A 12,425-nucleotide genomic window follows, 5' to 3' on the forward strand; every position below is an offset into this window, starting at 1 on the left:
CAGTGCCGGCCCGGCCGCACTGCCTGCCTTGAGGACCCGAGGATTGACGACACACGGTCTTGTCACCGCCACCGAAGCTGCGCTCCGCGCGGCGGCCCGGGTGCTCTCCGACCATCCACGCCAGCTCACGGCCTTGCTGGCCGCCCTGCTCCTGGGCGGCGGTGGCGGCGCCTTCGCCGTGGCTTCGTTCGGCCCTGATCCTTCCGCGCTGCCGGTGCGCGAGGTGATCGACACCGTCGAACCGCTGGCGCTCGCGCCGCAGGCCGAGGCGCTGGACGCCTACACCTTCAACCTGTACCGCAGCGACATCGTGCGGCCCACCGACACGGTCGAATCGCTGCTGGCCCGCGTGGGCGTCAGCGACCCCGAGGCTGCCGCCTTCCTGCGCCAGGATCCCGTCGTGCGCAGCCAGCTGCTGGGCCGCTACGGCCGCACGCTGCGCGTGGAGGCGACCGACCAGCACGCCCTGCGCAACCTCACGGCGCGCTGGGTGGTCGACGACCGCGGCGGCTTCCAGCGCCTGGTGGTCGAGCGCAATGCCAGCGGCCGCTTCGCCAGCCGCGTCGAGACGGCGCCGCTGGCCGCCTCCACCCGCCTGGGCAGCGGCACCATCCGCACCTCCCTGTTCGCCGCGGTCGACGACGCCCGGATCCCCGACGAAGTGGCGATCCAGGTGGCCGACATCTTCTCGGCCGAGATCGATTTCCACCGCGGCCTGCGCAAGGGCGACCGCTTCAGCGTCGTCTACGAGGCGCTCGAGGCCGACGGCGAGCCGCTGCGCACCGGCCGCGTGCTGTCGGTCGAGTTCGTGAACAACGGCAAGACCTTCCAGGCGATGTGGTTCCAGGAACCGGGCAGCAAGGGCGCCTACTACACGCTCGACGGCAAGAGCCTCACCAGTTCCTACCTGGCCTCGCCGATGGAGTTCTCGCGCATCACCAGCAGCTTCTCGATGCGGTTCCACCCGATCCTCAAGACCTGGCAGGCCCACCTGGGCACCGACTTCGGCGCCCCCACCGGCACCCCGGTGCGCACGGTGGGTGACGGCGTGATCGAATTCGCCGGCGTCCAGAACGGCTTCGGCAACGTCGTCTTCGTGCGCCACAACGCCGGCGACGTCACCGTCTATGCGCACCTCTCGCGCATCGACGTGCGCCCGGGCCAGCGCATCGACCAGGGCCAGAGGATCGGCCTGGTGGGCGCCACCGGCTGGGCCACCGGTCCGCACCTGCACTTCGAGTTCCGCGTCAACGGCGTCAACAAGGACCCGGTCGACGTCGCGCGCCGCAGCCAGGGCATGGCGCTCACCGCCGCCGCCCGGCCCACCTTCGACCGCATGGCCGGCGTCATGCGCGCCCAGCTGCAGGCGGCCGGCACCACCTTCGCCCGCGCCGACTGACGGCGGTCGCCGCGGCGCGACAATGGCCGCATGCCTGATCTGTCCATCGGCCTGATGTCCGGGACCTCGCTCGACGGAGTCGACGGCGTCCTGGCCGACTTCGACGCCACCCCGCTGCGGGTGCTCGCCCATGCCACGGCCGGCTTCGATCCGGCCCTGCGCGCCGAACTCCTCGCCCTCAACACGCCCGGCGGCCACGACGAGCTGCACCGCGCGCAACTGGCCGCCAACGCGCTGGTACGGGTGTACGCACAGGTCGTGCACGAGCTGCTGCGGCAGGCCGGCGTCGCGGCGTCGCAGGTCCGGGCCATCGGCGCCCACGGCCAGACGGTGCGCCACCGGCCGCAGTTGTTCGACGGCACCGGCTACACCGTGCAGCTGAACCAGCCGGCCTTGCTGGCCGAGCTCACCGGCATCGACGTGGTGGCCGACTTCCGCACCCGCGACGTCGCCGCCGGCGGCCAGGGCGCTCCGCTGGCGCCGTTCTTCCATCGCGGCATGTTCGGCCGCCCGGGCCGGGTGGTCGGCGTGCTGAACATCGGCGGCATCTCCAACCTCACGGTGCTGCGGCCCGACGGCAGCCAGATCGGCTTCGACTGCGGCCCGGGCAATGCGCTGCTGGACGCCTGGACGCAGCGCCACACCGGCCGGCCGTACGACGACCGCGGTGCCTGGGCGGCCGGCGGCCAGGTCGACGCGGCGCTGTTGCAGGACCTGCTGGCCGAGTCTTACTTCGCCGCGCCGCCGCCCAAGAGCACCGGCCGCGACCTGTTCCATCCCGACTGGCTGGCCGCCCGGCTGGCGCCCCACGCCGGGCTGGCGCCACAGGCCGTGCAGGCCACGCTGGCCGAACTCACGGCGCGCTGCTGCGCCGACGACGTGGGCCGCTACCAGCCCGGCCTGCCCGACCTGGTGGTCTGCGGCGGGGGTGCCCTGAACGACCACCTGCTGGCGCGCCTGCGCGCCCTGCTGCCCGGCACCCGGGTGGTGTCCAGCGCCGAGGCCGGCCTGCCGCCGCTGCAGGTGGAGGCGGCCGCCTTTGCCTGGCTGGCGCGGCAATGCGTGCAACGCGAACCGCTGGCCCTGGAAAGCACGACGGGCGCCCGAGGCGCCCGTGTTCTGGGGGCGGTGTGGCCCGCCTGAAGCCGCTTACGCGCTGAAGCTGGAGCCGCAGCCGCAGGTGCTGGTGGCGTTCGGGTTCTTGATGACGAACTGCGCGCCCTGCAGGTCTTCCTTGTAGTCGATCTCGGCGCCCACCAGGTACTGGTAGCTCATCGCGTCGATGAGCAGCGAGACGCCGTTCTTGGACATCACGGTGTCGTCCTCGTTGGCGATCTCGTCGAACGTGAAGCCGTACTGGAAGCCCGAGCAGCCGCCGCCCTGGACGAACACCCGCAGCTTCAGGTCGGGGTTGCCTTCCTCGGCGATGAGGTCGGCCACCTTCAGGGCCGCGCTGTCGGTGAAGACCAGCGGGGCGGGCATTTCAGACTGGATGGACTCGGCAACAGCGCTCATGGACGACCTTTGGAACCTGGGGAACGACCGTGAATGGTAAGGTAAATGAGTCGGGATTTCCGGTCAGCTGTTGTTTGCCGCCAGTTTGAGTAAGGGCTTTTCGTCGCCCTCGCCCAGCGCCAGCGGCTGCAGCTGGCCGGCAATGACGGCCCCCTGGTGCATCTCGAGCGCGCGGTAGGTGACGTCGCCGGCGATCTGGGCCTTGGGCTGCAGCTCCAGCAGCTCGCGGGCATGGACCGGGCCGCGCACCGTGCCGTTGACGATGACGTGGTCGGCGTGGATCTCGCCCTGCACCACGGCCGCCTCGGAGATGACCAGCATGCTGGGCTCGTCGCTGCGGGCGCGCACGTCGCCGATCACCTCGCCGTCGATGCGCAGGCCTTCGGTGAAGTGCAGATGGCCCTCGATGCGGGTGCCGTGGGCGATCAGGCTCTTGATGGGGGGTTGCGCTTTCTTGCCGAACATCCTGCAGGCTCCTCAGCCGTTCTTCGTGGGCGTCAGGCGCCGAGCCTGATGCTGTGCACCGCCCGGGTCGCCGTTCCTTCCACCACCTTGGCGGAGACGTTTTTTACCATGGCCTGCTCAGGCAGATCGAGCATGCCCTCCAGGCGGCGGTACTGGCGGAACGAAAGGTCCTGCCCACCGCCGGGCAGGTCCATGGTCCAGGGCTTGCCGGCCAGGGTGCCCACCAGGCTGAGCTGGAGCTTGCCGCGGAATTCGGGCGCGTTCTTCAGCGGCTGGATCACCAGCACCTGCCAGCGCAGCTGGCCGCCGCCCAGCACCTCGGCCTGCAGGCCGCGGATGGCCACCGCCTCGGTGCCGCCGGCCGGCACCAGCTTCTCGAAGAAGCCCAGGTCGTCGCGCAGGGCCCGGTTCTCGGTTTCCAGCATGCGGATCTGCGCCACCAGCCGCTCCTGCGCGGAGCGCTCGGCGGTGATCAGGCTGCCCGAGGTGTTGAGGACCGACTGCACCTTGTCGCGGTCGTCGCGCAGCCGGGCGACCTCGGCGCGCAGGCGCACGAGCTCTTCGTGGACGTGCTCGCCCTGGCCGGTGAAGTTCTTGCCGAGGTCGTAGGCCCAGACGCACATGGCGGCACAAAAGCCCAGCATCATGGCCAGCCCGACCCAGCGCAGGGGCCAGGACAGGGAACTGCGGACCGCGACCTTGGGGGCGCTGATGGTCAGCCGGCGGCGAATCAACTTCCAACGCATGAGCTGGGCCGGACCTTACCCTGAAAAACCCCACAGACGACAAAGCCGCACAAGCGGGGCTTGTGCGGCTTTGTAACGAGTGCAGCGAAACGCTTAGCGCTTGCTGAACTGCTTGCGGCGGCGGGCGGAGTGCAGGCCCACCTTCTTGCGCTCGACCTCGCGGGCGTCGCGGGTGACGAAGCCAGCCTGGCTGAGCACGGGCTTGAGCGCCGCGTCGTAGTCGATCAGGGCACGGGTGATGCCGTGACGGGTCGCGCCGGCCTGGCCGGATTCACCGCCGCCGTGCACGTTGACCTGGATGTCGAAGGCCTCGGCGTTGTTCGTCAGCAGCAGCGGCTGCTTGACGATCATGATCGAGGTCTGGCGGCCGAAGAACTGCTCGATGTCCTTGCCGTTGACCGTGATCTTGCCGGTGCCCTTCTTCAGGAAGACACGGGCCACGCTGCTCTTGCGGCGGCCGGTGCCGTTGTTCCATTCACCAATCATCGTCGGCTCCTTACAGTTCCAGCGGCTTGGGTTGCTGGGCGGTGTGCGGGTGCTCCGCGCCGCCGTACACCTTGAGCTTCTTGATCATGGCGTAGCCGAGGGGACCCTTGGGCAGCATGCCCTTGACGGCCTTCTCGAGCGCGCGGCCGGGGTGCTTGGCCTGCATGTCGCGGAAGTTGGTGGAGTAGATGCCGCCCGGGTAGCCCGAGTGGCGGTGGTACATCTTGTCCAGTTCCTTGGAACCGGTGACGCGCAGCTTGCTGGCGTTGATGACGACGATGAAGTCGCCCGTGTCGACGTGAGGCGTGTAGATGGCCTTGTGCTTGCCGCGCAAACGGAGGGCTGCTTCGCTGGCAACCCGTCCGAGCACCTTGTCGGTGGCGTCAATCACAAACCACTCGTGCTTCACGTCAGCGGGTTTGGCGCTGAACGTAGACATGAGATCTCTTTCAAGAGGTGGTTTGTCGGGCCCTTTTCCACGGTCGGTGTCTCTCTGGATGGAGACCTCTTAGGTGGGTTCTGCGAGCGCCGCGCCCTTGCAAGGCACTGCACTCCTGGCATCCGTCGCGGGGCCGCTAGGCGCTACGGAGCCCAACATTCTATGCTGAATCAAGCACTTACCGCAAGGCTGGGGCGGCCACGGGTACCATCGGCGGATGTTCAGCTACCGCCACGGCTTCCATGCCGGCAACCACGCCGACGTGCTCAAGCACCTGGCGCTGCTCGCCACCCTGCGCCACCTGACCCAGAAGGAAACGCCCCTGTGGGTGGTGGACACGCACGCCGGCGCCGGCCTGTACCGGCTCGACGGCGACTATGCCGGCACCTCGGGCGAAGCCGCCGAGGGCCTCCTGAAGCTGGTCGCCGACCTGCCGCCGCCGGGCTCGCCCGGTGAGCAGGCGCTCGCTCCGGCACTGGTCGACTACCTGCAACTGGTGCGCAGCTTCAACCGCCAGGGCCAGTGGACGGTCTACCCCGGGTCCCCCTTCGTGGCCCAGGCCACCCTGCGGCAGGAAGCGCGCGACAAGCTCAGGCTGTTCGAACTGCACCCCAGCGACGCCAAGGCCCTGGCCGGCAACATCGCCCAGCTCGACGCCGGGCGCCAGGTCGCCGTGGCGCGCGAGGACGGCTTCGAGGCCCTGAAGGCCCTGCTGCCGCCGCCGTCGCGGCGCGCCCTGGTGCTCATCGACCCCAGCTACGAGATCAAGTCCGACTACGCCCGCGTGCCCGGCGTGCTGAAGGACGCCCTGCAGCGCTTCGCCACCGGCACCTACATGGTCTGGTACCCGGTCATCCCGCGGCCGGAGGCGCACGAGCTGCCGCGCCGGCTGAAGACGCTGGCCAACCAGGCGCGCAAGCCCTGGCTGCATGCCACCCTGGCCATCGGCCAGGACGACAGCCCGGTCGAGCCGGGCACGGTGCGCCGCCCCGGCCTGACCGCCAGCGGCATCTTCGTGCTCAACCCGCCGCACACGCTCAAGGCGGCGCTGCAGGCCGCCCTGCCCCAGGTGCTGGAGCGCCTGGGCCGCGGCCGCGGCAAGGGCCAGGTGGTCGAAGCCGGCGGCTGAGCCCGGAGCCGGGCCGGCGCGGCTAGGAGCGGTCGCGGCGCGAGGCCGGCGCGTCGGCCAGCACGCTGAGCACCACCTTGCGGGTGCCCAGGCCCAGCAATCCCAGCGAGCGGGCCGCCGCATGGCTCAGGTCGATGATGCGGCCGGCCACGTGCGGGCCACGGTCGTTGATGCGCACCGTGACCGTGCGGCCGTTGGCGGGGTTGCGCACCTCGACGCGGGTGCCGAACGGCAGGCTGGGATGGGCTGCGGTCAGCGCGTTCATGTCGAACCGCTCGCCGCTCGCGGTGCGCCGGCCCTGGAACTCCAGGCCGTACCACGACGCCAGCCCCTCGCCCACCACCACAGGGGGTGATGGCTCGGCCGGCACGCCGTCCGCCGCCGCGGGCTCGCCATCCGGCGCCTGCCCCTGGACCATCGCCTGCACCGGCGCCTGGGCGCAGCCGGCCAGCACCAGCAGGGCCAGCGTGGCCGCCGCGCGGCGCAGCAGGCGCATCACAGGGCGAGGCGGCCGCAGATCTCCTGCGTGGCCGCAGCCTGGTTCATGGTGTAGAAGTGCAGCCCCGGTGCGCCGGCGGCGCGCAGGTGCTCGCACAGCTGGGTGACCACGTCGAGGCCGAAGGCGCGGATCGACACGCTGTCGTCGCCATAGGCCTGCAGCCGCAGCCGGATCCAGCGCGGGATCTCGGCGCCGCAGGCATCGGAGAAGCGCAGCAGCTGGGTGGAGCTGGTGATCGGCATGACGCCCGGCACCACCGGCACCCGCACGCCCAGCCGGCCCAGCTCGTCCATGAAGCGCGCGTAGGCGTCCGGGTTGAAGAAGTACTGCGTGATGCCGGAGTCGGCGCCGGCCTCGATCTTGGCCACGAAGGCCTGCAGGTCGGACTGCGGCGACTTCGCCTGCGGGTGCACCTCGGGATAGGCCGCCACCTCGAGCTGGAACTGGCGGCCGGTCTCGGCGCGGATGAAGGCGACCAGGTCGCTCGCGTAGCGGAACTCGCCGCCCGAGCCGTAGCCGCTGGGCAGGTCGCCGCGCAGCGCCACGATGCGCTGCACGCCGGCGGCCGCGTAGGCCGCGAGCCGTTCGCGGATGCTCTCGCGCGTCTGGCCGATGCACGACAGGTGGGGTGCGGCCGGCACGCCCTCGGCCATGATGGCGCGCACCGCCTGCAGGGTGCCGTCCTGGGTGGAGCCGCCGGCGCCGAAGGTGACCGAGCAGAACTCGGGCCGCAGCGCGTACAGCTTCTGCCGCGCGGCGCGCAGCTTCTCGGCGCCCTCGTCGGTCTTGGGCGGGAAGAACTCGAGGCTGATGGGAAATGTCATCGGGATGTCCTGGTCGCCAGGAGGAAGAACTCGCGGTTGCCGTCGCCACCGCGGATGGGACTGTCGAACCAGCCGTCGACGTGCAGGCCGCCGGCGGCACAGGCGGCGCGCAGGCGCTGCTCCACCACCGGGTAGAGCGCCGCATCGCGCACCACGCCGCCCTTGCCCAGCTGGCCGGGCTGCAGCTCGAACTGCGGCTTGGCCAGCAGCAGGAGCCGGCCGCCGGCGCGCACCAGCGGTGCGAAGGCCGGCAGCACCAGCGTCAGCGAGATGAACGACAGGTCGGCCACTGCCAGGTCGAAGTCGGCGGCGACACCGAGCGCAGCGGCATCGAGCGCGCGCGCATTGCACTGCTCGATGGCGACGACGCGGGCGTCACCGCGCACCCTGGGGTGCAGCTGGCCATGGCCGACGTCGACCCCCACCACCTGCGCCGCGCCGTGCTGCAGCAGGCAGTCGGTGAAGCCGCCGGTGGACTGGCCGACATCGAGGCAGCGCCAGCCGGTCACGGCCAGCCCGGCGGCGCGCAACGCGCCCTCGAGCTTGAGGCCGCCGCGCGAGACGTAGCGGGCCTCGGCGGCATCGTCGAGCTCGACCGGCGCATCGGCCGGCAGCTCGTCGCCGTTCTTGCCCACCGCGTGCCAGCCGCGCCCGTCGTGCCAGCGCATGCCGCCGGCGATCAGGCGCTGGGCCTGCGACCGGCTGGCCGCCAGGCCACGCTCGACGAGGAGCTGGTCGGCGCGCATGCCGCCCCGGCTCAGTACCGGTAGGTGTCGGGCTTGTACGGACCCTGCTTGGGCACGCCGATGTAGGCGGCCTGCGCGTCCGTCAGCTCGGTGAGCTGGGCGCCGAGCTTGGACAGCTGCAGGCGCGCCACCTTCTCGTCCAGGTGCTTGGGCAGCACGTAGACCTGGCCGCTCTCGTACTCGCCGGGCTTGGTGAACAGCTCGATCTGCGCCAGCGTCTGGTTGGCGAACGAGGACGACATCACGTAGCTGGGGTGGCCGGTGCCGCAGCCCAGGTTCACCAGCCGGCCCTTGGCCAGCAGGATGATGCGCTTGCCGTCCGGGAAGATCACGTGGTCGACCTGCGGCTTGATCTCGTCCCACTGGCACTTCGACTCGAGCGAGGCGACGTCGATCTCGTTGTCGAAGTGGCCGATGTTGCAGACGATGGCCTGGTCCTTCATCTTCGCCATGTGCTCGAAGCGGATGACGTCGCGGTTGCCGGTGGTGGTGACGAAGATGTCGGCCTTGTCGGCCGCGTACTCCATGGTCACCACGCGGTAGCCTTCCATGGCGGCCTGCAGCGCGTTGATCGGGTCGATCTCGGTCACCCACACCTGGGCCGACAGCGCGCGCAGCGCCTGGGCCGAGCCCTTGCCCACGTCGCCGTAACCGGCCACCACGGCCACCTTGCCGGCGATCATGACGTCGGTGGCGCGCTTGATGCCGTCCACCAGCGACTCGCGGCAGCCGTACAGGTTGTCGAACTTGCTCTTGGTGACCGAGTCGTTGACGTTGATGGCGCGGAACTTCAGCAGGCCCTTGTTCGCCATGTCGACCAGCCGGTGCACGCCGGTGGTGGTCTCCTCGGTGACGCCGATGATGTCCTTGGCCTTGCGGCTGTACCAGGCCGGGTCCTCGGCCAGCTTCTTGCGGATGGCCGCGTGCAGGATGCGCTCTTCCTCGCTGGAGTGGGTGTCGATCAGCGACAGGTCCTTCTCGCAGCGCTGGCCCAGGTGCATCAGCAGCGTGGCATCGCCGCCGTCGTCCAGGATCATGTTCGGGCCTTCGCCGGCCGTGCCCTTGGCGCCGAAGTCGAAGATGCGGTGGGTGTAGTCCCAGTAGTCCTCCAGCGACTCGCCCTTGACGGCGAACACCGGCGTGCCGCCGGCGGCGATGGCGGCGGCGGCGTGGTCCTGGGTCGAGAAGATGTTGCAGGAGGCCCAGCGCACCGTGGCGCCCAGCGCCTGCAGGGTCTCGATCAGCACCGCCGTCTGGATGGTCATGTGCAGCGAGCCGGTGATGCGCGCGCCCTTGAGCGGCTGGGCCTTGGCGAACTCCTGGCGGATGGCCATCAGGCCCGGCATCTCGGTCTCGGCGATGCGGATTTCCTTGCGGCCCCAGTCGGCCAGCGAGAGGTCGGCGATGGCGCTGTCTTGCGCGGAAGCGGGCTTGAGAACGGCGTTCATGGTGACTCCAGATGCGGGTTTGCGGTCAACCACTGCCGGCGCCTGGGGGAAGCGGCTCACGCACCAGGGACAGTGGGTGAGCGTCGTTGCGTTGAATCCGAGCCTCACGCCTGTGCGGCGCTGCAACGCTCCTCGGATGGGGCCGGATTATAGGGAAGGCCATCACGGCCGAGCTTCACCGGCCCACCCGGCAGCGGGCATGCGGTAAAAAGCCCCATGACCGTTGCTGCACCGTTCTCCGCCCCCATCGACCCCATGCTGGCGAAGACCGCCGAGGAGTTGCCCACCGCCGAGGGCTTCGTGTTCGAGCCCAAGTGGGATGGCTTTCGCGCCATCGTGTTCCGCGACCCGGACGGCGTGCGCATCCAGAGCCGCGACCTGAAGCCGCTCAACCGCTACTTCCCCGAGCTGGAAAAGGTGCTGGCCGAGCAGCTGCCGCGCGGCTGCATCGTCGATGGCGAGGTGGTGGTCGCCGGTCCGAACGGGCTGGACTTCGACGCCCTGCAGCAGCGCATCCACCCGGCGCCCTCGCGCATCGCCCGGCTGTCCAAGGACACGCCGGCGGCCTTCGTCGCCTTCGACCTGCTGGCCGCCGGCGGCAAGTCGACCATGGCCCTGCCGCAGAAGGAACGGCGCGTGCGGCTGGAACGCCTGCTGGGCCAGGCGCGGGCACCGCTCTACCTGACGCCGGTGACCGCCGACCGCGCCGAGGCGCAGGACTGGCTGCAGCGCTTCGAGGGCGCCGGCCTCGACGGCGTGATGGCCAAGCCGGCCGAGGCCCCCTACCAGCCCGGCAAGCGCGCCATGTTCAAGATCAAGCACGCCCGCACGGCCGACTGCGTGGTCGCCGGCTTCCGCTGGTACAAGGACACGCAGGACGCGGTGGGCTCGCTGCTGCTGGGCCTGTACGACGACGCCGGCACCCTGCAGCACGTGGGCGTGACCTCGTCGTTCACCATGGACATGCGGCGCCAGCTGGCGCAGGACCTGGCGCCGCTGCGCGAGAACGCGCTGGCCGACCATCCCTGGCGCGACTGGGCACAGGCCAGCGTCGCCGCCAGCGATCCGATGCCGGGCGAGCCCCCGGATGCACGCCGCATGCCCGGCGCGACCTCGCGCTGGAGCGGCGGCAAGGACCTGGCCTGGGAGCCGCTGCGGCCCGAGCGCGTGGTCGAGGTGAAGTACGACCACCTGCAGGGCAACCGCTTCCGCCACGCCACCACCTTCCTGCGCTGGCGCGACGACAAGCCGGCGCCCGAATGCCGCTACGACCAGCTCGAGGTCACCACCGCCTTCGAGCTGCAGCAGGTGTTCGGCGCCGGCCGGCCCTAGCCGATCCCTGCCTCAGCAGCGCGCGCCGATGCGCTGCTGCCAGTGCGCCGTCAGCGGCGTGCCGGCCTTGGCCGGGAAGCGCTCGTGCAGCACGTGGCGCGCCAGCGCCGTGTCGCCGCCGCGCACCGCCGCATCCAGCAGCGTGAGCGTCAGGACGTCGCGCTGCGCATGGCTGCCGCCGAAGCCGTGGGCGTGGTCGCGCACCTGCAGCAGGCCCTGCGCCGCCTCGTCCCAGCGCCCCTGCGCATAGGCCAGGAAGGCGCGCGCCAGCGGCAGCCCGATGCGCTGCGCCATGCGCCGGTTCGATGCCCCGCCGGCCGCCGGCGACGCCATCGCGTCGAGCAGCGCCCCGGTCGCATCGCTCAGCCCGGCCGTGTCGCCGGCGCCCAGCTGCGCGATCAGGGCATGCAGGTCGTTGAAGGCATAGAAGCCGGCCGCCGGCTGCGCCTGCCAGCTCGCGCGCAGGGCCGCGAAGCGGCTGGCGACGTCGACACCCAGCAGCCGCAGGCGCCACAGCACGGCCGTGCCGTCGACCCGCTGCAGGGCCATGGCGGTGGCCCCCGCCAGCTGCGCGTCGTAGGTCGCCAGGGCCGCCTGCGTGTCCATCGCCTCGAGCTGGAACAGCGCCACATGGAACCAGTTGTGGTACGCGAAGCCGTTGTCCACCGCCCAGTCGGGCTGGCGCGTGGCGAGCCAGCGCGCCCCGTCCTGGTGGCGGCCCTGCATCTCGAACACATGGGTCACGGCGTGCACCGCCCAGGGATCGCGCGGGTTGCGGACCAGCGCGGCCCGGCCGGCATCCTCGGCCTCGGCGTACTGGCCCGACTCCTCCAGGCCGAAGGCGTGCATGCCCAGCACGTAGCCGGACAGCGGCAGCTCGGGCGACCAGTGCGGCAGCACCCGCTGCGGCCGCCGGCGCAGGTTCAGGGCGTCGCCGCGGTAGAAGTCGAACAGGTGGGCGAACAGCAGGGCAGCGACGTCGCGCGGCCAGCGCACCAGGATGGCCTCCCAGGCCGCGCAGGCCGCGTCCCAGTCGCCCTCCGCGGCTGCCCGGGCAGCGGCGGCATGGGCCCGCTCGCGCTCGTTGCCGCGTGCGGCCAGCGGCGCGCCGGCCTCCAGCAGCTGCAGGGCTTCGCGGGCCGGCGCCTGCTCGGCCATGGTGAGCAGCAGCGCCGCCTGCAGGGTGCGCGGCAGGGCCCAACCCGGGTCCTCGGCAGCCGCTGCCTCCAGCGCCGCGACCGGATCGCCGAAGTAGGACAGCATGGCCTCGAGCGCGACCTCGAGCTGGCCGGCGGCGGCGGCCGAGCTGGTGCTGATGGCCAGGCCCCGGGCATCGGCGGCCTGCCGGCGGGCGCTGGTGACGGCGCCCTCGTCCTGGAAGAAGTAGCCCATGGCAA

At 71.2% G+C, this 12,425-nt stretch carries 14 protein-coding genes and 1 riboswitch; of the genes, 4 read left to right on the forward strand and 10 right to left on the reverse strand.

The window, feature by feature from the left end; translation table 11 throughout:
* Nucleotides 1-100 precede the first annotated feature (100 nt).
* Both GON04_RS24425 and GON04_RS24430 read left to right on the forward strand, forming a co-directional pair.
* Entirely contained in the window at nt 101-1,399 is a 1,299-nt protein-coding gene (locus GON04_RS24425; RefSeq protein WP_338051045.1) for a M23 family metallopeptidase, read from the forward strand.
* Nucleotides 1,400-1,429: 30 nt separating this feature from the next.
* A complete protein-coding gene (locus GON04_RS24430; RefSeq protein ID WP_157400551.1) occupies nt 1,430-2,542 on the forward strand; it encodes an anhydro-N-acetylmuramic acid kinase in 1,113 nt (370 codons plus the stop codon).
* 6 nt (nt 2,543-2,548) lie between these two features.
* Here GON04_RS24430 and erpA read toward each other — a convergent pair whose 3' ends face one another.
* From erpA to rplM, 5 genes are all read right to left on the reverse strand, one after another.
* The gene (gene erpA, locus GON04_RS24435) at nt 2,549-2,914 is read right to left on the reverse strand and encodes an iron-sulfur cluster insertion protein ErpA (RefSeq protein ID WP_157400552.1); all 366 of its coding nucleotides are present in this window, start codon (nt 2,912-2,914) and stop codon (nt 2,549-2,551) included.
* Between the two features lie 63 nt (nt 2,915-2,977).
* Complete coding sequence (locus GON04_RS24440) at nt 2,978-3,379, reverse strand: bactofilin family protein (RefSeq protein ID WP_157400553.1); 402 nt, start codon at nt 3,377-3,379, stop codon at nt 2,978-2,980.
* Nucleotides 3,380-3,411: 32 nt separating this feature from the next.
* Complete coding sequence (locus GON04_RS24445; RefSeq protein WP_157400554.1) at nt 3,412-4,125, reverse strand: DUF6776 family protein; 714 nt, start codon at nt 4,123-4,125, stop codon at nt 3,412-3,414.
* 93 nt (nt 4,126-4,218) lie between these two features.
* Entirely contained in the window at nt 4,219-4,611 is a 393-nt protein-coding gene (gene rpsI / locus GON04_RS24450) for a 30S ribosomal protein S9 (protein WP_157400555.1), read from the reverse strand.
* Nucleotides 4,612-4,621: 10 nt separating this feature from the next.
* On the reverse strand, nt 4,622-5,050 hold the full coding sequence (rplM, locus tag GON04_RS24455; RefSeq protein WP_157400556.1) for a 50S ribosomal protein L13: 429 nt from the start codon (nt 5,048-5,050) through the stop codon (nt 4,622-4,624).
* Between the two features lie 217 nt (nt 5,051-5,267).
* Between rplM and GON04_RS24460 the strand changes: the two genes are divergently transcribed.
* Nucleotides 5,268-6,179, forward strand: a complete 912-nt coding sequence (locus GON04_RS24460; RefSeq protein WP_157400557.1) for a 23S rRNA (adenine(2030)-N(6))-methyltransferase RlmJ — start codon at nt 5,268-5,270, stop codon at nt 6,177-6,179.
* 22 nt (nt 6,180-6,201) lie between these two features.
* On the opposite strand, the gene GON04_RS24465 is transcribed toward GON04_RS24460, so the two are convergent.
* Genes GON04_RS24465 through ahcY form a run of 4 tightly spaced genes read right to left on the reverse strand, consistent with a single transcriptional unit; the run spans nt 6,202 to nt 9,696 of the window.
* The gene (locus GON04_RS24465; protein ID WP_157400558.1) at nt 6,202-6,675 is read right to left on the reverse strand and encodes a septal ring lytic transglycosylase RlpA family protein; all 474 of its coding nucleotides are present in this window, start codon (nt 6,673-6,675) and stop codon (nt 6,202-6,204) included.
* Nucleotides 6,675-7,502, reverse strand: a complete 828-nt coding sequence (gene metF, locus GON04_RS24470; RefSeq protein ID WP_157400559.1) for a methylenetetrahydrofolate reductase [NAD(P)H] — start codon at nt 7,500-7,502, stop codon at nt 6,675-6,677. The genes GON04_RS24465 and metF overlap by 1 nt, the downstream gene beginning before the upstream one ends.
* Nucleotides 7,499-8,248, reverse strand: a complete 750-nt coding sequence (locus GON04_RS24475) for a TlyA family RNA methyltransferase (protein ID WP_157400560.1) — start codon at nt 8,246-8,248, stop codon at nt 7,499-7,501. Before GON04_RS24475 ends, metF begins: the two co-directional genes overlap by 4 nt.
* 11 nt (nt 8,249-8,259) lie before the next feature.
* Nucleotides 8,260-9,696, reverse strand: coding sequence for an adenosylhomocysteinase (gene ahcY, locus GON04_RS24480; RefSeq protein ID WP_157400561.1), 1,437 nt, complete (start codon nt 9,694-9,696; stop codon nt 8,260-8,262).
* A gap of 71 nt (nt 9,697-9,767) precedes the next feature.
* A riboswitch (S-adenosyl-L-homocysteine riboswitch) is annotated at nt 9,768-9,836 on the reverse strand.
* 76 nt (nt 9,837-9,912) lie between these two features.
* On the opposite strand from ahcY, the gene GON04_RS24485 reads away from it, so the two are divergent.
* Nucleotides 9,913-11,028: an ATP-dependent DNA ligase gene (locus GON04_RS24485; protein WP_157400562.1), complete on the forward strand. Its 1,116-nt coding sequence runs from the start codon at nt 9,913-9,915 to the stop codon at nt 11,026-11,028.
* 12 nt (nt 11,029-11,040) lie between these two features.
* Here the strand turns inward: GON04_RS24485 and GON04_RS24490 are convergent, their stop codons facing one another.
* Complete coding sequence (locus GON04_RS24490; protein ID WP_157400563.1) at nt 11,041-12,420, reverse strand: tetratricopeptide repeat protein; 1,380 nt, start codon at nt 12,418-12,420, stop codon at nt 11,041-11,043.
* Between the last annotated feature and the right edge of the window lie 5 nt (nt 12,421-12,425).

Origin of the sequence: Ramlibacter pinisoli (assembly GCF_009758015.1) — a bacterium.
Taxonomy (GTDB): Bacteria; Pseudomonadota; Gammaproteobacteria; order Burkholderiales; family Burkholderiaceae_C; genus Ramlibacter; species Ramlibacter pinisoli.